Genomic DNA, 19,686 nt, shown 5'->3' with positions numbered 1-19,686 from the left:
GCCGCCAGCCGGGCGGCCCGGGGTGGGGCGACGCCTGCTGCAAGCGCTGCCATGGAGCTCACCAAAGGCCCTTGAGCTCGTCCTTGTTTTCCGCCGGCTCAGGCTCGGTGCCGGCGTACGTGAACGTGACCTGGGCGGGCTTGTCGTCCGCGACCGTGACGTCGGCCGTCTTCAGGCCGTAGTGGGGGTGCCACGCCTCGAGCTTGTACTTGCCGGCAGGGACCTTCTCGATCGTGAACGAGCCGTCATCACCGCTCACGGCGAAGAACGGGTGATCCGTCACCACGACAAAGCCGCGCATCCACGGGTGGACGTCGCAGGTGAGCTTGATGATGCCGTCCTTCCATGCCTTCGTGAGCGGCGCGGCGCCCCCCGGCTGCGCCTGGTTGAACAGCGTCTCAGAGCCCTTGTAGGTGTGCACGTTGTGCAGCGTCCGGTCGCTGTTCTTGATGTCGACCTGCTGCTCGGAGACCACGCCCTGGATGCGCGGCACATACATGCAGTCCTGCTGGTCGACCACCGCGTGCGCGTCGGGCGCCTTCCAGCTGCCCGGCACGCCTCCGACCGCGATGCGGACGAAGGTGTCCTTGAGCTTGCCATCGTTGACGACAACAGCGTTGTACAGGACGTCTTTGTCCTGGCAGACCGGGGCGTCCTTGCGCGCGGTGGGGATCTTCATCTCGACCGGCTTGCCGGTGAGCTTGACGACCCCCTTGATGATCCCCTTGCCCGCGGGGGCAGCCGGGGCGGCCTCCTGCGCCGCGGCCTTCGGCGCTTCGGCCCCCTGCGGGGCCGCGGCGGGCTTCTCGACCGAGGCCGCCGGGGGCGCCGCCGTTGTGGCGGTCGCGGCCGTGCCGCCGCTGGGCCTCGAGGGCTCCTCGGGGCACCCTGCGAGCGCCAGCGCGGTGAGCGCGAGAGCAGAGAGCGAGGCGAGATCGCGACGATGCATGAGGACTCTCCCGCGCCCGCGGCGCGCCACGCGAGCCTGATTCGCGCCCCTCCGAGCCTGACCTGGCCTTTTCTAAGGAGGGACCGTCTGGACCGGGCGGCGGCTCCCCCCGCGTCCTTCTGGCGAGCAGCGGGTGGAATGCCGCGCGCTGTCCTTCCGCACAGCGAGGGCGTGCTTAACGAGTGTCGTCGCTCGCGTCAACCTGACGCGCCGCCGGTGGTGTCCGGTTTCCCGGCGCCCGGGAGCGAGCTCGAGGTGCGCTCGCGCTCGTTCGCGAGCATGGCCGCCCAGAAGCCGCGCTCGTCGCGGGCAGCGAGTGCGATGCAGAGCGCGGCGATCACCAGCGACAGCGCGCCGAGCGGCACCTCCGGGGCGCTGCCCGCGACGAGCAGCAACGCGAGCGCGCCGCCCAGCGCCGGCAGCCGCGGCGGGGCGACGAGCGCGAGCGCGACGACCACCACCGAGAGGGCGGCGACGAAGAGCTGAATCGAGAGCGGCACGACCGGAGCGGGGCGGGTGAGCAGCCGGTCGAGCGCGCGGCGGAAGAGCGCCTCGACCATGGATGCGTCGTCGGCGGCGCCCGCGAGCGCCGCCCGCGTGGCGAACAGCGCCGACGCGAGCGCCACGAGCGAGAGCGGGCTCACGAGGCGCGGCCGCGGCGGCTCGGCGTCGCGCGGCCGCGCCTCGCGGCCCGCGCCGAGCGCGACCGTCGCCGCGAGGACGGCCAGCGCATCGAGCGCGAACGCCGCGGTCGCGACGGAGCTCGTCGCGCCGGCGAGCGCCTTCGAGCCGCGGTCGTTCGCCCAGACGGCCAGGAGCACGCCGGCGAGCCGCACGAGCGCGGAGGCGCCGATGAGCCCGAGCGCGGCCGCGACAGGCCGCACGAACGGCACGCGGAGCGCCTCCCACGCGCTGCCGAGCGCGAGGATCGCGGCGCTCACGCCGATGAGCGCGGCGGACAGATCGGGCACGCGCTGCACGGTCGCGTGCAGCACGACCAGGATGACGAAGCTGCCCGCGACGATCGCGCCGATCCGCAGCGCGTACGGGACGCGGCTCCGCACGACAGCGCTGATCAGCGCCATCGCGACGACGATGGCGCCGATCGCGAAGAGCTGCGAGGCGCCGGCGCCGGCGAGCTCGATCGTGTGGACGGCGCGCTCGATGCCCACCGCCAGGCCGACCATCGCCGGCGCGACCATGCGGCCGAGGATCATCGCGAGCAGGGCGAGGACGGCGAGCGGCCGGATGAGCGCGAGCACGGGCAGGCCGGCGAGCGGAGGCCGCCCGGCGGCGGAGGACCGGCGCTCGGCGGGCGGAGGCTCGCCGCCCTCCTCGCGACGGGGCGAGGCAGCCGTGTCCGGCGCGGCGGAGGGAGGAGGGCCTTCGGGTGGGAGATCGATGGTGAGGAGCATTGAAGAACAGCGCCCGTCGCTCAGCCCTTGTCCCAGGCGCGGGGGGCTTCGAGATCCGTGAAGACCGCGGCGGTCGCCGAGGCGTCGATCAGGTCCTGCATCCGCTGGCCGCCGGCCTCCTCGACGATGCGATCGTCGTACTCGTCCGCGAGCACCGACAGATCCCGGAGGGCGACGAGGATCTCGTCGGCGTCGAGCGTCTCGCCGCCGAGGAGCGTGTGGACGATGACCACACACGAGCCCTGCGCGACGTAACCGAAGGCGCCGAAGCGGATGCGCGCGTTCAGGCGGAGCAGCTTCATCGCGAGGTCCGGCGTCATCTCGACGCCGCGGGCGAGCTGCGCGACGAGCCGCACGAGCGCGCGATCGGGCGCCCAGGGAAGGACATGAAGGTAGACGTACGCTGTCCCCTGGCGAACGACGTAAAACTGCGGCTCGACTCGGGTGAACGCCGGGGAATCCGCGAGCGCCGCCTCGATGCGCGCGTTGGTCACTCGAACGGCCTCGTCGGAATCCTTCGGCATGACGCGGAGGATACATCGCCGCGGTCCCGGTGCAGAGCCGGGACCTAACGCCTGAGCGGAAGCAGCGGACCTGGCGGCGCCGGCGCCCCCTCGTCGCCCGGGACGGGCCGCGGCCCCTTGCGCACAGGCGCCGGCTCGATCGGGGCGGCGCCGGAGGGCGCCTTCAGCAGGAACGGGCGGGCGTTGCGGGTCGAGCACGCATCGTACGGATCCCGGTGGAACTCCCAGTGAAGGTACACATTGCCGTCCGGCGAGACGATCGCGTCCGGCGCCTTGCCGAACGGCGACGCGCGGTGCACCGAGTTCAGCGCGACGATGTCGAAGGCCGTCATCCCGCTCGGCCTCGTGACCCCGAGGCGCACGACGCTGCCGCTGTCCTTGTTCAGGACGATCTCCACGTGCGTGACCCGGTTCTGGTTGAACGCGTGTCCGGAGGGCAAGCTCTCGAGCGACGCCAGGAACTCCTCCGCGAAGATCGGGTGGAGCCGGTTGTGGATCATGTTGATGTACGTCGCGAACGGCACCCGCGCGGCGTTGAGCGAGGTCTGGTTGCCGGGCTTGACCGAGGGGTCGTAGTTCTCGATCGCGGCACGCCATTTCTTCCACTTGTCCGTCGTCTCCCACGAACCCCGGTGCGCGCTCCTGCGGGAGGCGCCGTCCGAGGCCCGCTCCGCCCTGAGCTTCTCGTTGCCGACGGCCGCCTGCACGCCGGTCATGTCCAGGTTGAGGTTGGGTCCGCCGGGGAGCCCCGGCGCGCCGAGGCCGATCGAGCCGACACGGACCGGGCTCTGGTAGGGCTGCGGCGTCGCCTTCTTGCCGGCCACGCGGCTCTTGCCGTCGCCGCCGGGGTTCGCCGGATTGAGGGTATAGCCACCGCGCGCGCCGTCGATCACCTCGGGAGACGCCGGGCCGGAGCCGCCCGCGGCGCCCTTCTCCGGCGGCGGAAGCGCCGGAGAGACCTGCGCGACGCGAGCGCCGCCGCTCGCGCCCGGCACGCTCGGGGGGGACGCCGCCCGGGAGGCCTGCGCTGCCTGCGCCGGCGACGCCGGGCTGTGGTGCTCCGCGCTCTCGCTCTCGGGGTTCCCCTCGCCGGGCGCGTGCTTCTCGTTGCCGGCGCGCTCCTCGCTGTGGCCGCTGTGATCGTGGTCGCTGTCGCCGACCGTGTCCGTGGGCGCCTTCGGCCCCGACGGCGTCCCGGGCGTCGGCTCGGGATCGTCCTGATCCTTCGAGCGGATCTGCGCCATGGTCTCCTCGTCGACCTTGTTGGCGTCGTCCGCGATCCGGTTCGCCTCGGGGTTGTCCTGCTGGTCCTTCTGGACGTGCTGGCGGACGGCGATCCGTCGATCCGCCGGCGGTAGCGGCGGCGGCGGCGCCGGCTGGACCGGTACGATCTTGGTTTCCTTGGGCGGCTCGGGCTTTGCCGGCGCGGGCGGAGGCGCTTTCGCCTGGCGCGGCGGCTCTGCCTTCGGCGGCTTCGGCGGCGGGATCGTCGCCGCCTTGGTCGGCTCGGGCTCCGGCTGCTGCGGATCGGGCGTCGCGTCCTCGTCCGGCTCGCTGTCCGACGGTCGCTCGGGCGGCGCGAGCGGGGCGAGGGGCGGCGTGAGCGCCGCGCCGTCGGTCAGGATCTCGAACGTCGTGTCGCCCGGCCGGAGGCCATCCCTCACCGCGTGGACCATCTGGCGGAGCTGGGCGCGATCCTCGATGACCTGCGCCACCTCGACGGCGCCGCCGCCGCCCGCCATGTGCGCCACGATCGCCGCGCAGATCCACAGGGCGAGCGGGATGTGGGCGTCACGCGACACGGCGCTCAACGCCTCCGCGCTGCAGAGGCCGCACCGCGCGACATGGCGCAGGCGTAACAGCAGCGAAAGACGGTCACCGGTGGCACCTCCAGACTCCGCGTGAACGACCTGCTCGAACAGTGCGCCGATGCGCCAAACGTACCCCGGAAGCGGTTCGAACCTAGCATCCAGGGATCAGCGCAGCAACGGTCGGCTCGCGCTCCCGCGCTCCCCGCGCCCCGGCGCCCCCGCGCCCGCCCTCGGCGAGGCGCCCTGCGCCGTCGCCAGGATCAGAGCTTGATGATCGCGTCCCAGTGATCCGCGATCTCCTGCGCCGTCCAGACGCCGCCCTCGTCCTTGAACTTCCCGGGGCTCTGGACGACCTTGTAAATGTACATCTGTGCACCGGCGACGGCGAGGACGTTGCCGGTCTTGTCGGCGCACAGGTCGGACGCGAGGAACAGCGCCGCAGGCGCCACGTGCGCCGGCGTGAGCGTGTCGCCCGCCGATTGGAACATGGGCAGATCCTCCGTCATGCGGGTCTTGGCGATGGGCGCGATCGCGTTGACGGTGATCCGTTGCTTCTGCAGCTCGATCGCGGCGGTGCGGGTCAGGCCGTAGATGCCGGCCTTGGCCGCCGCGTAGTTGGCCTGCCCGAAGTTGCCGAGCATCCCGGAGACGCTCGTGGTGTTGACGATCCGCCCTCCCCCGCCCTGCGCGACCATCTGCTTCGCGGCGGCCTGCGTGCAAAGGAACGTCCCCTTCAGGTGAACGGCGATGACGGCGTCCCACATGCCCTCATCCATCTTGAGGAGCGTCTTGTCGCGGACGATTCCCGCGTTGTTCACCAGGATGTCGACCCGGCCGAACGCATCGACGGCGGTCTTCACGATCTTCGCCGCGCCCTCGGGGGTCGCCACGCTGTCGAAGCTCGGCGCGGCCTGCCCGCCCGCGGCCTTGATCTCCTCCGCGACCTGCGCCGCCATCGCGTCGCTCGAGCCCGACCCGTCGCGCGTCCCGCCGAGGTCGTTGACGACGACCTTCGCGCCCTCCCGGGCGAACAGCAGCGCTTCCTCGCGGCCGATCCCGCCGCCGGCTCCCGTGATGATCGCGACCTTCCCGTCGAGCAAGCCCATCGCAGATTCCTCCTGATCCGCGCGCCGGCGCGGTGCGCCGTGCCGTTTTCGCGCGGAGCTTCGCACGGCGGGCCCCGGCCCGGGCACACATTCGTGCGCGCAGGCGCGCGCAACGCAATCGAGCGAGGACCGAGCGAGGGCCGAGCGAGGGACGAGCGAGCGCCGAGCGACGGTGCGCGCGAGCGGGCCCGTCCGGCCAGAGCGACAGCCGCGCGCCCGGGCGCCCGCGCCGCTTCTTTGGCCGATCGAGCGCGGCAGTGATAACGCCGCCTTCGATGCAACTGCCCAGCCGCCTTTCCACGTCGACCCTGGGAGACCTGCTCGGCGCGCTGCACCGCGAGAAGACCACCGGGCTCCTGGAGCTCTGCGAGCTCCGGACGCCGAGCGGCTCGACGGTGCCGGGCCGCCAGCACCGGATCCAGCTCTTCTCCGGCCTCGTCACGGCCGTCGAGACGCCGCTCCGGGTGCCCCGCCTCGGCGAGATCCTCGCGAAGGAGGGCTCCGCGCCCGAGCCGTCGATCCAGCGGCTCGCCGCGCTCGTCGCCGCGCACCGGGGGCGCCGGACGGGCGAGGTGCTCGTGGCGGCGGGGCTCATCCCGGCGAGCGCGGTCGACCGCGCGCTCCGGATCCAGCTCCGCGCGCGCCTCGAGGCGCTCTTCAGCATCGAGGAGGCGACCATCTGCTTCCACACGGCGAGGCCCCTCGCCGGGTCGCTGCGGCAGACCGGCCCGCTCCCGCCGAGCGATTTCCTCCACGGCCGCCCGCGCGCGCGGGATCGGCAGCGGCGCGCCGGCTCGTCGGCGCGCGCCGCGCACGGCGGGCCGGCGGGCGCGCCGCCGCGCGCCGCTCGGGCGGACGAGCCGCGCCGCCGGGCGCTCGACGTGCTGGGTCTGCGCGAGGGCGCGACCGAGGCCGAGATCCGCCGCGCATTCCGCCGCCTGGCCGCGTCCCTGCACCCCGACCGCGCCGCCGCGCACGCCGGCGACGGCGCCCAGCGCACCGCGCGGTTCGCCGAGCTCTCGGCCGCCTACCACCTGCTCGTCGCCTGACCGCCTACGCCCGGCCCACGAGGCGCTCGATCAGGAACGACGCCACGGTGATCGGCTTGGTGCCCGGGCCGAAGCCAGCGTCGAAGCCGAGCTCGACGGCCAGGTTGTGATCGATGCGCGGGCCGCCGAGCAGCAGGATCACCTTGTCCCGGAAGCCCTGGCGCGTCGCCAGGTCGACGAGCGCCGCCGCGTTCTCCTTGTGGCAGTTCCGCTGCGTGATCACCTGCGAGACCAGGATCGCGTCCGCGCCGAGCGCCTTGGCCTTCTCGCAGAGCTCGGCGTTCTCGACCTGCGCGCCGAGGTTGTGGGCGTCGAAGCACTTGAAGCTCTCGAGCCCCTTCTCGCCAGCGAACCCCTTGTAGTTCAGGATCGCGTCGATGCCGACCGTGTGCGCGTCGCTGCCGGTGCACGCCCCCACGACCACGATCTTCCGGCCGAGCTTCTTCGCCTGCGCCTCGATGTCGTCCCGGGTGAGCGGCTGGGCGGCGAGCTCCTGGACCTCGATGTCCGAGAGGTCGACCCCGTGCTGGGAGTGCCCGTAAACGACGAAATACGTGTGCTCCCGGCTGGCCTGCTCCATCGCCGTGACCAGCGGCTCGCGCAGGCCGTGCGACTCGGCAAAGCGCTTCGCCGCCTCGCGCGCGCGGTCACCCGGCAGGACGCGGAGCGTGAACGACATCTGGACCATCCCGTCCCCCTCTCGGTCGCCATACGCACGCAGGATGTTTCGCTGTGTCATGCTCACCTCCGTCTACAGGCTACAGGGGGCGGACTGCGCCGATCCCTCGTTGACAGTAGCGCCAGGCGGCCTCGCGCGGCTAGGGCGTTCGCGCCGCAGAGAGCGAGCGAAAACGACACGAAAGCTCAGAGAGCATGCGGTTTGAAGACTCCAGTGACGTCGCTTCCCGGAGCGGTTCGAGCCCGACTCTGGCGCTGTGCTGGGACGAGAAGGGAGTGAGACGCCAGGATGTAAGGAATAGAGATCCAGGGGTTCCTGGCGTCCATGGCGCCTCGGCGGTCCCTTTTCCGATCGTCTCGTCCCGTTCCCCTCGATCGGCGCGTCAGCGCTGGAAGGAGAGGGGCTCGTTGCAGCGCGGGCATCGACCCGACCAGTACCGCTCGTGGCGGGCCGGCTCGCTGGGGTCCGGGCGTCGGATCCGCCGCGCGCAGCGGGCGCAGCGGACCCGATCGACGAGCTCCTCGATGAAGCCGTGCGACGGGTGGGCGTCGACCAGCTTGCGCAGCTCGGCGAACACGTCGGACGAGGGAATGCGACCCGCGCGGCGCAGGAGATCCTCGGCCGCGCGGCGGACGCCGTCCCCCTTCGGCGGCTTCGCCTTCGCAGGGGGCGCGGGCGCCGGGAGGTGAGCGAGCTGAGCGCGCATCCGCTCGATCTCCTCCCTGAGCTCGTCGATCGCGCGCTGCTGTCGGTCGAGCGCCTGCCGCTGCTCCGCGACCCGATCCTCGAGGATCTCGAGCCGCACCGCGTCGGTCGCGTCGCTCCGGTAAGGCGAACCGCCGCGCCGTGTCCCCTCGGGCATCCTTCCGCTCATGCGCCCATGCTCGCAGATTCCGGTCGTCTTATGGCCGCTCGAGCACGTCGAGGATCGGGTTCAGGTACTCCGGGTGGCGCGCGACGACCCCCGAGTACCCCTTCCCCCCGGTGCGCGTGCGCCTGACGTCGCCGAACGCGCCGCGCCCGATGGCGTCCCAGACGGTCTCCCACTCGACCTCCTGCAGCAGCTCGTGCGCCTTGTCGAGGACCTCGCGGGCGCGCCGCTCGACGATGCCGCCCGGCTTCCACTGGATTTCGTCGCCGAGGTGCCGCGCCGCCGTGAAGATGTAGCGAGCGCTCTTCAGCGAGAGATACCGGTCCATGAGGAGCGGTGTGTGGACCGCCTCGCTGAACATCCCGAGCAGCTCGATCGACTGGCCGGTCGTGATCCCGACCAGGTTGAACATCGCGTCGTGGACGTGGCTGTGGAAGATGTCGCCTGTCTTGAACTTGGTGGGCGGCATCCACTTGATCGGGTGCCTGTCGAAGATCTGCCGGACGAGCTGCGCCTGGGCGAGCTCGAAGAGGAGGCTGTCCTCGAGCCAGGGGTCGATCTCGAAGGCGTGGCCGAGGCCCATCTGCTCCTCGCGGAGGCCCGCGCGCCGCGCGAACGCCTCGTTGATGAACTGCGACGCGAGCACCGTATGGGCCTTCTCGACCGCGTCGGCGGTCGTGAGGTAGTTGTCCTCTCCCGTGTTGATGACGATGCCGCTCCTCGCGATGATCCTGCGGGAGAAATACTGATCGATGAACGTCCGCTGCATGTTGATGTCGCGGAACAGGATCCCGTACATCGCGTCGTTGAGCAGCATGTCGAGGCGCTCCACCGCCGCCATCCAGGCGATCTCGCTCATGCAGAGGCCGGACGAGTAGTTCGTCTGCGCGAGGTAGGTGCCTGTGTCGCGGGTCGCCTCGTCGGTGGCGCGGCGGATGATCCTGAAGTTCTCCTGGGTCGCGTACGTGCCGCCGTATCCCTCGGTGGTCGGCCCCTCCGGGACGTAGTCGAGGAGCGACTGGGCGGTCGCGCGGATCACGGCGACGACGTCGGCGCCGGCGAACCCGGCGGCCTTGGCCTGCACGGCGTCGTCGTAAATGTTGCCCGTCGCGACGATGACGTACTTGAGCGGCGCGACGCCGACCCGGTGCGCCGCCTTGGTGGCCTCGCGCTCATCGCGGGCCCTGTCGATCCGGGCGATCGCCTCCCGCGTCGCGGCCTCGAGCGCGCCGCGCGCCTCGGCCGCGGAGGGCCCCGCGCCGAGGTCGGCCGCCTCGCTGAACGCCAGCATCTCCGCGGCCTCCTGCACCGAGCCGGCGCCCTCGCAGAGCGCCCGGCCGAGGTGGTACGCGACACCGCGGCCGGCTTGCCCCGCCCTGTGGATGCGATCGACGAGCGCGTTCACGAGCGGCGTCCCCTCGGCGTCGGCGCCGACCACGCCGTAGGCGCGGGCGACCGTGCGCTCGACGCCGACCGTTGTGTGGCGGTCGATGAAGCGCTGCACCTCGTCGGCGATGTCGGCGGCAAACGCGCGGCACGCCTCCACCTTTTCCTGCTCCACGGGGACAGTCGTCATGGATTTCTCCGGGGCAAGCGCTCTTAGCGCACTCTCCCCGCGGCCGGTACTCCGGCGCAGAATCCATGGCGGAGCATGGAACAGCCGGCCTCGCGGGACTCAGCGGCGGCCGATGACGGCGCGCGGCGCGTGATGACGGCGCACGGCGCCCGGCAGCGACGCCGGCGGCGGGCGGCCTCACGCGTGCGCGGCGCGGCGAGCGGCGCTAGACGACGGGGGTCATGGGCAAGCTCATCCTGCTCTTCACGGCGCTCCCGTTCCTGGAGCTCTGGCTCCTCCTGTCGATCGGCGACGTCATCGGCTTCTGGCCTACCGTGGCGATCGCGCTCGGGACGGCGGTCCTCGGCGCGGCGCTCGCGAAGCGCGAGGGGCTCAAGGTGCTCGCCTCGTGGCGCGGCGCGATGGCCGCGGGGCGCGTCCCGGACGAGGGGCTCACGGGAGGGCTCCTTGTGCTCCTCGGGGCGGCCCTGCTCGTCACGCCGGGGGTGCTGACCGACGTGGCAGGGCTCCTGCTCCTGCTCCCGCCGGTGCGCCGTCGCATCGCGGCGGTGGTGCGGGAGCGGTTCGAGCGGCGGGTGGCCGCGGCGAGCGCCGCCGGCATCGGCGTCGGCGGCCCGGGCAACGGCGCGTTCTTCAGCATGAAGGTCATCGACCTGAGCGGCGGGCCGTTCGGCGAGCGCGCCGGCGCGTCCCGCGGGCAACCGGCGTCATGGCAGGTCATCGACGTCGATGCGGAGGTGACCGAGAGCGCCGAGGAGGATGAAGCCGGCGGGCCAGCGCGGACGACGCGACGACTGCCCGGCTGACACCCAGGTGTCATCGATGCCCCGGCGAACGCAGGCGCGCTCGCGCTGCCCGGAGCACCAGCGACTCTCACGCACGACCCCCGAACACCGGCGTCAGGAGCTCGGCGGTACACGCGAGCAACGACGCAGGACAACGATTCACGTCCGAGCTGCACGACTGAAACGACAAAGAAACAGAGCGCATTGTACGCTCCTCAACGTCGTCGGCGCAGCCCGACATCCCAGGAGAAACGACATGAAGATCTGAACCTGCGCAACATCATGCAACAACGCACAACGACACCAACGCAGCAACCTCTATGAAAGATCCAACTCGAACCTCTATCCCATCGACCCGGCCGCGCCGCCCCGGCAGCAGCGCGAAGAACGACCCTGGCACGACGTCCAGGCCTGAGCAGCGCCGGCGCGCTCGCCTGAACGCCCGGCGGGCGGTGCTCCAGCGGCCCCGCCGCGCGCCCTCGCGGAGGATGCCGAGATGAGGCTCATCAAGTCGATGGCCGGCTGGCTCCTCGGGTACGTCGATCCACGGGAGCCGCTCGGCAGCTCGCTCATCAACGCTCTTTCCCGGCTCCCCATCCACCTCGCCGCGGACGCCGTATGCCTCCGGAGGAACGCGGACTCCGGCGCCATCGAGGTGCTCCTGACACAGCGCGGAGCGTCGGCGGCAGGCCCTGGAGAGTGGTGCTGCCCCGGCAGCGTCCTCTCGCCGGGCGAGCAGCCCGAGCACGTCCTCCACCGGGTCGGGATGACGATCTCCGACTTCACGTTCGTCGGCGACTACTTCTCGGCCGCCGCGCGCGGCTGGATGCTCTCCCGGGTCCATCAGGCGAAGCTCGCCGAGGTCCCGGCGACGGGCGCCTGGTGGCCAGTCGAGCAGCTGCCGAACAACCTGGTACCCAAGCACCGGGAGCTGGTCATCCCGATGGCGGTCAAGGCCTTCCACGCCCAGCGCGCGAAGCGCTCGCAGAAGGTCGCCAGCGCGCCGCTCACCTGAGGACAGCGGTCGTCCGTCTATGCTGCTCCGGGCGAGCGCGGCGCGTGGCTGGCGCGTGACTGACCAAGACTGAGCATGTAGCGCCCGGACACACCAGGAAAGGAAGCGTGGGGAGGCCGCGCCGTCGGTCCGCTCGCGCCGCGCGCGGCCGGCCGCTATGGTTCGCGCGCCGCTTGCGTTACGCTGCGTGGTACGGCTGTGGATCCCCGCGGCGGCGCTCTCCGCGGGTGATTCCGCACGGACATGGAAGACATGACGGTCGACAAGACAGCTCTCATCGTGGGAGGAACGGGCCTCGTCGGCGGCCACTGCCTGCGCCTCCTCGTGCAACAGCCAGCGTACACGAAGGTCGTCGCCCTGCTCCGCCGCCCGGCCCCGATCGAGGACGCGCGGCTCTCGCAGCGCATCGTCGACTTCGACCGGCTCGAAGGCGCGGACTTCGCCGGCGTGAGCGACGTGTTCTGTGCGCTCGGGACGACGATCGCCAAGGCCGGCTCCGAAGAGGCCTTCTACGAGATCGATTATCGCTACCCCATCACCGTCGCCAGGCTCGCCGAGAAGGCCGGGGTGAAGCAGTTCGTCCTGGTCTCCTCCGTGGGCGCCGATCCGCGCTCGACCAGCTTCTACCTGCGCGTGAAGGGCGAGCTCGAGCAGGAGCTCTCGGCGGCGAGCTTCGCGGCGGTCCACGTCCTCAGGCCGAGCCTGCTCCTCGGCGAGCGGGGCGAGGTCAGGAAGGGCGAGGCCATCGGCGTCGCGGCGGCGCAGACGCTCCGGTTCACGATGAAGGGCGGCCTGCGCAGGTACCGGCCCATCGACGCGAGGACCGTCGCCGGCGCGATGGTCGCCGCCGCGCTCGACGGGCGCAGCGGTCGCCACGTCTATCACTTCGACGACATGGAAGCGCTCGCCAAGGGCATCGGCGTCGTCCAGGCCTGATCACCGCCATGGCGCCGCCACCCACCTGGCGACGCAAGCGCGCGAAAATGCTAGGGCTCTCGGCAGGCACGGCGCTCGCTCGATGACGCCGCCATGGTCCTCGCTGAACGCCCCTCGCCGATCGTGACCGAGCGCCTCGCCCCCTCCCCGCTGCGCCCGCCGGAGAGCCCGCCGCCGTCGCTCGACGCCGTGCTCGCGGAGCGGTTCGGCATCGCCGCGTTCCGGCCGTGGCAGCGCGAGGCGATCGAGGCCCTGCTCGGGGGCGCGGGGCGCGTCCTCGTGGTCGCCCCGACCGGCGGCGGCAAATCGCTCTGCTACCAGCTCCCGGCCGTCGCCCTGCCCGGCACGGCGCTCGTCCTGAGCCCGCTCATCTCCCTGATGGAAGATCAGGTCCGCGCCCTCGAGGCGCGCGGCATCCCGGCGACGTTCATCGCGTCCAGCCTCGCGCGCGAGGAGAACGGCCGCCGCCTCGCCGCCCTCCGCCGCGGCGAGTACAAGCTCGTCTACGCCGCGCCCGAGCGCCTCGCCCTCGACGGGTTCCTCGAGGCGCTCGCCGCGTGCCGCCTCTCGCTCGTCGCCGTCGACGAGGCGCACTGCATCGTCCAGTGGGGGCACGACTTCCGGCCCGACTACCTGCGCATCGGCGCCGCGCTCGCGCGGCTCCGGCCGCCCCGGGTCCTCGCCTGCACCGCGACGGCGACCCCCGACGCGCGCGACGAGATCATCCGCCGGCTCGGCTGGCCGCTGCCCGCGCTCGACGGCGCGGGCGACGGCGGCGGCGATGCGGTGAGCGGGCGCGGCCCCGAGGAGCCGCCGCCCAAGGTGATCCTGCGCGGCTTCGCCCGGCCCAACCTCCACCTGCAGGTCTCCGCCGTCGACGGCCCGCGCGAGGCCGGGCGCCGCACGGCGCGCGCGCTGATGGAGGCCCTCGGCGATCCCGGGCGGCCCCGCGGGGCGGGCATCGTCTACGCGGCCACCCGCAAGGGAGCCGAGCGCCTCGCCGAGGCGCTCCGCGACGCCGGCTGGAACGCGGAAGCGTATCACGCCGGGCTCGCCCCCGAGTCCCGCGCGCGCATCTCGGCGGGCTTCGCCGATCGCAGCCTCTCCGTGGTCGTGGCCACGAACGCCTTCGGCATGGGGATCGATCGCCCCGACGTCCGCCTCGTCGTGCACGCCCAGCCGCCGTCGTCGATCGAGGCGTATTACCAGGAGGTCGGCCGCGCCGGGCGGGACGGCGCCCCGGCCCGCGGCCTCCTCTTGTTCGCGCCCGCGGACATCGCGCTGCGCCGCCGGCTCTGCCAGCTCGGCGAGGGGGGCGTCGAGGCGAGCGCCGACGACGCCGCGCGCGCCTGGGGGCTGTTCCGCGAGCTGCTCCGCTACGTCGACGCCGCGACGTGCCGGCACGACTTCATCCTCCGCTACTTCGGCGACGAGGCCGAGTCGCTCGGCGGCTGCGGCCACTGCGACGTCTGCCTCGAGGTCGACGCCCTCGAGGCGAGCGACCCGGCCGCGCTCGCCCGCGACAACGACCTCGTGCGCCGCGCGCTCGCCGGCGTCGCGCGGGTGAAGGGCGGCGCCGGGATGCAGGCGGTCGCGTCGATGCTGATCGGCGAGTCGAACGAGCGCGTCCGCCGCATGGGGCTCGACCGGCTCTCGACGTTCGGCGTCCTCGAGAAAAAGAGCCACGACGAGGCGATGTCGATCCTCCGCGCGCTGCTCGCCAACGCCTGGATCGATCTCACGACCGGCGAGTTCCCCGTCCCCCTCATCACGCCGGCGGGCTGGCGCGTGATGCGCGGAGACGTGCCCGCGCGGGTGCGGCTCCCGGTCCCCGCCGCGCGGCGCCGGGCCCATCGCCCGCTCCGCGCGGCGCCGGGCCCATCGCCCGCTCCGCGCTCGCCGGCGGCCGCGCCCCCCCCGCGGGCGCGCGCGCAGCCGGCCCCGCAGGCGTTCACGTCCGCAGCGACCACCGACGACGCGGCGCGCCCCGCGCCGGGCGCCCCCCTCCCCGCCTCGCGCGCGCAAGCGGAGCCCGGCGTCGAGCTCGAGGAGCGCGACGTGCCGCTGTTCGAGGCGCTCCGGGCCCACAGGGCCGCGCTCGCGAAGGAGAAGTCGCTGCCCGCCTACGTCATCGCGCACGACCGGACGCTCCGGGAGATCGCGCGGATCCGGCCCGCGTCGCTCGACGACCTCGCGCTCGCGCGCGGCATGGGGCAGGCGAAGATCTCGAGCTACGGGGAGGGCATCCTCCGCGTCGTCCGGGAGTTCTCGGGCCCCTGATCGGCCCGGGACCTCAGGCGAGACCCGCGACGCGGAGCTCCGCGATGAGCTGGCCATCCAGGCTGACGAACGTCGTCAGGCGCCCCTCGACGTTGATGAACACGTCGAGCATCAGGCCCGCACCGAGCTCCAGGACATGGAGGTCCCCCTTGAGGACCACCGTCGGGGGCTCGCCTCCCCTCGGCAGCCGCCTGGGTTCCCTCTCCATGGCCTTCTTCGAGTTCATGCCCACCTCCGCCCACCGGCCCATCCGCGCCCAGGGCCGCCGCCGCACGCCGCGCGGTCGACCCGGATGCGACCGCACGCGCGAGGCAGCCCGCCCGCCGGCCACCACCTCAAGCGCGTTCCATGCCGTGCTCGCACGGCTGGAGTGATCCTTCCCTTCACGCAGCCCCCTTTCTCGCCCGCTCCTCACCCGCTCCTTACCCGACCGGCGCTGCCTTCATTTCATGGGATCGGCTTCACAGGAAGGCACGAAGTTCAGCCAGGATCGGACTTTTCTTCCCGGCTTCCCATCCTCCCGATGGATCCGGGCAACGCCGGTCGAGCGGGGCAACCACGGTCCATCACCTCTCCCTGGCCCAGGACGAGAGCGACGCTGCTGCGCCCACCGAGACCCGGCCCGAGGCGAGCACCGGCCCCAGCGCTGGCTGCTCCACGAGCAGCGCCTCGACCCGCAGCAGCGCCGGCAGATAGACGACCTCCCGCGCGAGGCCGCCGCCCCGGTGGACACGCGCCGCGATGCGCAGGGCGTCCCCCGTGGAGCGCGCGCCGCGCGCCTCGAGAAGCCGCGCGGTCTCGACGAAGCCCGCGCCGCGCTCGACGCTCCGCGCGGCGAGGTGGCGCAGCCCGAGCTCGATCCGGCGGGCGCCGACCAGGTACCCCGCGGCGCGCTCGCGCGCGAGCGCCCAGCCCTCCTGATCGTCGCCCCCGTTCGCGGTCCCGATCGCGAAGATCCCGAGCGGGAGCGCCGCGGCGCGCACGCTGGGCGCCGCGTGCCCCTCGATCTCGTGGAGCACCGTGCGCTCGACGTCGTCGCGCGTGAGCATGCGCCCCCGCGCGACCTGGATCACCCCGTCGCCCGTCGCGGCGAGCGGCGCGATGTCGGCGATCACGACCCGGAGGGGGAGGCGCCGCGCCCCGATCTCGCGGCGCATCCGCGACACGAGCGACCGGGGCGAGCGCGCGTCATCGCTCCGCACCCGCACCTCGTCGCCGGGCGCGGCGCCCGCCTCCTGCTCGACCCAGGCCGCGGCGAGCGCGTCCGCCTGCTCGTCGAACGCGTCGCGCGCGGCGTAGCGGCGGCGCGCGGCGGCCCAGCACCCGGCCCCGCCCGCGGCCTCGCAGATGGCGGCCTCCGCGGCGAGCTCGCTCGCGCGGCCGGCGTAGACCGCGCCGAGCTCCCCTTGCCCCGCGAGCCGCTCGGCCGCCGCCTCCATCGCCTTCCGGAGATCGCCGTGGTCCTGCGCGGGCGCGTAGGTGAACCGCGGCAGCTCCCCGCCGCTCCGAGCCCAGGAGGCGGCGAGCCGCGCGAGCTCCTCGACGAGGTTCACCGGCGTGCTCGACCCGACGACGCGGATCCGCCGCGCCGCGGCGCCGAGGAGCCGATCCGCGTCCGGCACCCACGCCGGAGGCGCCGGCCGCTCGGCCGACCTAGCTCGATGACGCCGCGCCACGGCCCGCCGCTCCTTCCAAGTACGCCCCCGCCCCGTGTGCCCCTGCCCCGTGAGAGCGCCGCGCGCCCGGTGCCGCCCGCCTCAGAGCAGGTTCGCCGCGAGCTCCGCGAGCTCGCTGCGCTCGCCCTTGGCGAGCACCACGTGACCCGCGATGCGCTCGTGCCTGAACCGCTCCGCCACCACGAGCAGGCCGTTCGACGCGTGGTCCACGTACGGGTTGTCGATCTGCTGAGGGTCGCCGGTCAGCACGATCTTGGTCCCCTCGCCGCACCGCGTGATGATCGTCTTCACCTCGTGCGGGGTGAGGTTCTGGGCCTCGTCCACGATGAGGTACTGGTGCGGCAGGCTGCGCCCCCGGATGTAGGTCAGCGGCTCGACCTGGATCTGCCCGCTCTCCAGGAGCTCCACGAAGCCGCGCGCGTCGCGCCCCGGCCTCGTGCCGCCGTTCGAGAAAAGGAACTCGAGGTTGTCGAAGATCGGCTGCATCCACGGGTTCAGCTTCTCGTCCACGTCGCCCGGAAGGAAGCCCAGATCGCGCCCGAGCGGCATGATCGGCCGGCTCACGAGCAGCCGGCTGTAGGCGTTGTCCTCGGTCGTCCGCTTGAGCGCCGCCGCGAGCGCGAGGAGCGTCTTGCCCGTCCCGGCCTTGCCGATCAGCGTGATCAGCCGGACCGAATCGTCGAGCAGGAGGTCCAGCGCGAACGCCTGCTCCTTGTTGCGCGGCCGGACCCCCATCACCCCCTCCCGCCCGACGCGGAGCGCGACGATCTGCCCGCGCGCGGCGTCGAACCGGCCGAGCGCCGTGTGGCTCGGCGCCCCCGCGTCGCGCAGCAAGACCGCAGAATTCGGCAACAGATCCGCGAGGTTGGCGCCGGAGAGAGAGCCGTTCTGGAAGAACGCGTCGACCTCGGCGCCGGGCACCTCGAGCTCCACCACCGACTGCTCGATGGCCGGGTCGTGCACCCGCTGGTTCTCGTACGTCTCCGCCGGGATCCCGAGCGCGTCGGCGCGGATCCGGAGGTTCGTGTCCATCGTCACGAAGATGGTCGGCCGATCCTTGTGCCGATCGCGGATGTCGATCGCCGTCTGCAGGATGGCGTTGTCCTGCGATCCGGACTCCAGCCCCACGAGCAGCTCCGGCCGCCGCTCCGGGATCGCGATCCGCAGCGTCCCGCCGCTCTCGAGCAGCACCCCGGTCGCGAGCGTCCCGGCGCCGCGGACCTCGTCGAGCAGCCGGGCGATCGTCCTCGCGTTGCGCCCGCGCTCGGAGCCCTCCCGCTTGAACTGATCGATCTCCTCGATCGCGTAGATCGGGATGATGACGTCGTTGTCCTCGAACCTGAAGATCGCGTGCGGATCGTGGAGGAGGACGTTCGCGTCGAGAACGTAATTCTTCTTCATGGGGGAGCGGGACGACGTAGCCGCCTGAAGCGACGGGCGCAAGAGAGCTCTTGTGCCGCCCGCGCTCGGTTGTGGTCCCAGCCGGCCCGTCGTCGTCAGAGATCGATCCGGTAGTCCTTGATCTTGTAGAGCAGCGCCCGGTGGCTGATCTCCAGCACCTCGGCCGCCTTGGTCCGGTTGCCCTTCGTCTTCTGGAGCGCGCGCCGGATGAGGATCTCCTCGATGACGCGGGACGTCTTCTTGATCGACAGCTCGCCGCTCGTCAGCTGCATCTGGATCGGATCGCGCGCCTCGCGGATCCGCTCGGGCAGGTCGGCCTCGCCGATGCGCTCGCCTTCGCAGAGCACCATGGCGCGCTCGACGGTGTTCTCCAGCTCCCGCACGTTGCCCGGCCAGCGGTACTCCAGGAGCAGCCGCCTCGCCTCGGGCTCGAAGCCGCGGATGTTGATGCCGAACCGCGCGTTGTTCCTCGCGAGGAAGTGATCCATGAGGATCGGGATGTCCTCCCGCCGCTCGCGGAGCGGAGGGATCGCGATCGGGAGCACGTTGATCCGGTAGAAGAGGTCCTCGCGGAACCGGCCGGCCTGGGTCTCGGCCAAGAGGTCGCGGTGGGTCGCCGCGAGGATGCGGACGTCGACCTTGATGTCCTTGCTGTCCCCCAGCCGGCGGAGCGTCTCCTCCTGGAGCACCCGGAGCAGCTTCACCTGCAGCGGGAGCGGCAGCTCGCCGATCTCGTCGAGCAGCAGCGTGCCGTGGTTCGCCTGCTCGAACAGCCCCGCCCTGTCGTTCACCGCGTCGGTGAACGCGCCCCGCTTGTACCCGAAGAGCTCGCTCTCCAGCAGGTTCTCCGGGATGGCCCCGCAGTTGACCGCGACGAACGGCCCGCCGCGGCGGCTCGACCGCCGGTGGATCGCCCGGGCCACGAGCTCCTTGCCGACGCCGCTCTCGCCCGTGATGAGCGCCGTGGTCTTGTAGTCGGCGACCTTCGCGATCGTCTTGAAGATCACCTGCATCGGCGGGCTCTTCGCGAGGATCTCCTCGAAGAGGTTCTCCCGCCGGATCTCCTGGCGCAGGACGCGGTTCTCGCGGCGGAGCGCCTCCCGCTCCTCGGCCTTGCGGAGCGTGAGCAGCACCTCCTCGGCCTTGAACGGCTTCTGGAGGTAATCGTAAGCGCCCGCCTTCATCGCCTCGATCGCCAGGTCGACGTTGCCGTAGGCGCTCATCACGATGACCGTGGCCTCGTTGCCCTTGGCCTTCAGCGTCGCCAGCAGATCGAGCCCGCCCATCCTGGGCATCCGGACGTCGGTCAGGATGACGTCGGGCCCGAACGTCTCGACCATCGCGAGCGCCTCCTCGCCGCTCGAGACCGCCTCGACCTCGTAGCCGTCCCGCTTGAGGAACGTGCGCACCACGAGGCGCAGGTTTTCTTCGTCGTCAACGACTAGGACACGGCGCATACACCCTGAAAACTTTTCCTACACCGGCGCGCACCACTCCGCAACGAGTTGCGTCTTTGCCCCTGCCGCAGCCTGTCCTCCGCGGTGTTTGGGAGTCGGGCGCGGCGCGCGCGGGCCCACAGCGGGCGAGCTCTGCGAACGTCGCCGCGCACCACG

General features: G+C 72.4%; 17 protein-coding genes. 5 read left to right on the top strand and 12 right to left on the bottom strand.

All coding sequences use genetic code 11. The annotated features are described in order from the left end of the window. Window positions 1-58: 58 nt before the first annotated feature. From WMF22_RS15925 to WMF22_RS15905, 5 genes are all read right to left on the bottom strand, one after another. Complete coding sequence (locus WMF22_RS15925) at window positions 59-949, bottom strand: carboxypeptidase regulatory-like domain-containing protein (RefSeq protein ID WP_438036282.1); 891 nt, start codon at window positions 947-949, stop codon at window positions 59-61. A gap of 197 nt (window positions 950-1,146) precedes the next feature. Further along, a complete protein-coding gene (locus WMF22_RS15920) occupies window positions 1,147-2,364 on the bottom strand; it encodes a hypothetical protein (protein WP_437299921.1) in 1,218 nt (405 codons plus the stop codon). 20 nt (window positions 2,365-2,384) lie between these two features. Continuing rightward, a complete protein-coding gene (locus WMF22_RS15915) occupies window positions 2,385-2,888 on the bottom strand; it encodes a T3SS (YopN, CesT) and YbjN peptide-binding chaperone 1 (protein WP_012235526.1) in 504 nt (167 codons plus the stop codon). Window positions 2,889-2,932: 44 nt separating this feature from the next. Beyond that, on the bottom strand, window positions 2,933-4,690 hold the full coding sequence (locus WMF22_RS15910; RefSeq protein ID WP_437299920.1) for a hypothetical protein: 1,758 nt from the start codon (window positions 4,688-4,690) through the stop codon (window positions 2,933-2,935). A gap of 269 nt (window positions 4,691-4,959) precedes the next feature. Then, window positions 4,960-5,805, bottom strand: coding sequence for an SDR family NAD(P)-dependent oxidoreductase (locus WMF22_RS15905; protein ID WP_437299919.1), 846 nt, complete (start codon window positions 5,803-5,805; stop codon window positions 4,960-4,962). A 275-nt stretch (window positions 5,806-6,080) separates the two neighbouring features. On the opposite strand from WMF22_RS15905, the gene WMF22_RS15900 reads away from it, so the two are divergent. Next, window positions 6,081-6,854, top strand: coding sequence for a J domain-containing protein (locus tag WMF22_RS15900; RefSeq protein WP_437299918.1), 774 nt, complete (start codon window positions 6,081-6,083; stop codon window positions 6,852-6,854). A gap of 4 nt (window positions 6,855-6,858) precedes the next feature. Here the strand turns inward: WMF22_RS15900 and WMF22_RS15895 are convergent, their stop codons facing one another. From WMF22_RS15895 to WMF22_RS15885, 3 genes are all read right to left on the bottom strand, one after another. After that, window positions 6,859-7,593, bottom strand: a complete 735-nt coding sequence (locus WMF22_RS15895; protein WP_437299917.1) for an OAM dimerization domain-containing protein — start codon at window positions 7,591-7,593, stop codon at window positions 6,859-6,861. 322 nt (window positions 7,594-7,915) lie between these two features. Continuing rightward, entirely contained in the window at window positions 7,916-8,407 is a 492-nt protein-coding gene (locus WMF22_RS15890; RefSeq protein WP_438036281.1) for a hypothetical protein, read from the bottom strand. A 28-nt stretch (window positions 8,408-8,435) separates the two neighbouring features. Continuing rightward, entirely contained in the window at window positions 8,436-9,980 is a 1,545-nt protein-coding gene (locus WMF22_RS15885) for a lysine 5,6-aminomutase subunit alpha (protein WP_438036280.1), read from the bottom strand. Window positions 9,981-10,201: 221 nt separating this feature from the next. Here WMF22_RS15885 and WMF22_RS15880 point away from each other — a divergent pair, with 221 nt between their 5' ends. The 4 genes from WMF22_RS15880 (at window position 10,202) to WMF22_RS15865 (ending at window position 14,996) form a co-directional block, all read left to right on the top strand. After that, a complete protein-coding gene (locus WMF22_RS15880; protein WP_437299914.1) occupies window positions 10,202-10,786 on the top strand; it encodes an FxsA family protein in 585 nt (194 codons plus the stop codon). Between the two features lie 475 nt (window positions 10,787-11,261). After that, entirely contained in the window at window positions 11,262-11,780 is a 519-nt protein-coding gene (locus WMF22_RS15875; RefSeq protein ID WP_437299913.1) for an NUDIX hydrolase, read from the top strand. 243 nt (window positions 11,781-12,023) lie between these two features. Beyond that, window positions 12,024-12,716 carry an oxidoreductase gene (locus WMF22_RS15870; RefSeq protein WP_437299912.1) on the top strand — a complete coding sequence of 231 codons (693 nt, stop codon included), beginning with the start codon at window positions 12,024-12,026 and terminating at the stop codon, window positions 12,714-12,716. 93 nt (window positions 12,717-12,809) lie between these two features. After that, a complete protein-coding gene (locus WMF22_RS15865) occupies window positions 12,810-14,996 on the top strand; it encodes a RecQ family ATP-dependent DNA helicase (protein ID WP_438036279.1) in 2,187 nt (728 codons plus the stop codon). 13 nt (window positions 14,997-15,009) lie between these two features. On the opposite strand, the gene WMF22_RS15860 is transcribed toward WMF22_RS15865, so the two are convergent. From WMF22_RS15860 to WMF22_RS15845, 4 genes are all read right to left on the bottom strand, one after another. Further along, entirely contained in the window at window positions 15,010-15,222 is a 213-nt protein-coding gene (locus WMF22_RS15860; RefSeq protein WP_438036278.1) for a hypothetical protein, read from the bottom strand. Window positions 15,223-15,562: 340 nt separating this feature from the next. Continuing rightward, on the bottom strand, window positions 15,563-16,672 hold the full coding sequence (locus WMF22_RS15855; protein WP_438036277.1) for a tyrosine/phenylalanine carboxypeptidase domain-containing protein: 1,110 nt from the start codon (window positions 16,670-16,672) through the stop codon (window positions 15,563-15,565). 81 nt (window positions 16,673-16,753) lie between these two features. Beyond that, on the bottom strand, window positions 16,754-18,073 hold the full coding sequence (locus WMF22_RS15850; protein WP_437299909.1) for a PhoH family protein: 1,320 nt from the start codon (window positions 18,071-18,073) through the stop codon (window positions 16,754-16,756). A gap of 95 nt (window positions 18,074-18,168) precedes the next feature. Then, window positions 18,169-19,530: a sigma-54-dependent transcriptional regulator gene (locus WMF22_RS15845; protein ID WP_437299908.1), complete on the bottom strand. Its 1,362-nt coding sequence runs from the start codon at window positions 19,528-19,530 to the stop codon at window positions 18,169-18,171. Between the last annotated feature and the right edge of the window lie 156 nt (window positions 19,531-19,686).

Source organism: Sorangium sp. So ce204 (assembly GCF_051526795.1).
GTDB classification, from domain to species: Bacteria; Myxococcota_A; Polyangia; order Polyangiales; family Polyangiaceae; genus Sorangium; species Sorangium cellulosum_B.
Note: the sequence above shows the minus strand (reverse complement) of the source record. Positions and strands in the feature narration are given on the sequence as shown.

Bases quoted from the DNA above. Each gene is read 5' to 3' on its own strand.
- WMF22_RS15885 (WP_438036280.1), bottom strand. From the start codon at position 9,980: ATGACGACTGTCCCCGTGGAGCAGGAAAAGGTGGAGGCGTGCCGCGCG.
- WMF22_RS15905 (WP_437299919.1), bottom strand. From the start codon at position 5,805: ATGGGCTTGCTCGACGGGAAGGTCGCGATCATCACGGGAGCCGGCGGC.
- WMF22_RS15860 (WP_438036278.1), bottom strand. From the start codon at position 15,222: ATGAACTCGAAGAAGGCCATGGAGAGGGAACCCAGGCGGCTGCCGAGG.
- WMF22_RS15875 (WP_437299913.1), top strand. From the start codon at position 11,262: ATGAGGCTCATCAAGTCGATGGCCGGCTGGCTCCTCGGGTACGTCGAT.
- WMF22_RS15845 (WP_437299908.1), bottom strand. From the start codon at position 19,530: ATGCGCCGTGTCCTAGTCGTTGACGACGAAGAAAACCTGCGCCTCGTG.
- WMF22_RS15895 (WP_437299917.1), bottom strand. From the start codon at position 7,593: ATGACACAGCGAAACATCCTGCGTGCGTATGGCGACCGAGAGGGGGAC.
- WMF22_RS15880 (WP_437299914.1), top strand. From the start codon at position 10,202: ATGGGCAAGCTCATCCTGCTCTTCACGGCGCTCCCGTTCCTGGAGCTC.
- WMF22_RS15920 (WP_437299921.1), bottom strand. From the start codon at position 2,364: ATGCTCCTCACCATCGATCTCCCACCCGAAGGCCCTCCTCCCTCCGCC.
- WMF22_RS15850 (WP_437299909.1), bottom strand. From the start codon at position 18,073: ATGAAGAAGAATTACGTTCTCGACGCGAACGTCCTCCTCCACGATCCG.
- WMF22_RS15900 (WP_437299918.1), top strand. From the start codon at position 6,081: ATGCAACTGCCCAGCCGCCTTTCCACGTCGACCCTGGGAGACCTGCTC.
- WMF22_RS15870 (WP_437299912.1), top strand. From the start codon at position 12,024: ATGGAAGACATGACGGTCGACAAGACAGCTCTCATCGTGGGAGGAACG.
- WMF22_RS15915 (WP_012235526.1), bottom strand. From the start codon at position 2,888: ATGCCGAAGGATTCCGACGAGGCCGTTCGAGTGACCAACGCGCGCATC.
- WMF22_RS15865 (WP_438036279.1), top strand. From the start codon at position 12,810: ATGGTCCTCGCTGAACGCCCCTCGCCGATCGTGACCGAGCGCCTCGCC.
- WMF22_RS15890 (WP_438036281.1), bottom strand. From the start codon at position 8,407: ATGAGCGGAAGGATGCCCGAGGGGACACGGCGCGGCGGTTCGCCTTAC.
- WMF22_RS15925 (WP_438036282.1), bottom strand. From the start codon at position 949: ATGCATCGTCGCGATCTCGCCTCGCTCTCTGCTCTCGCGCTCACCGCG.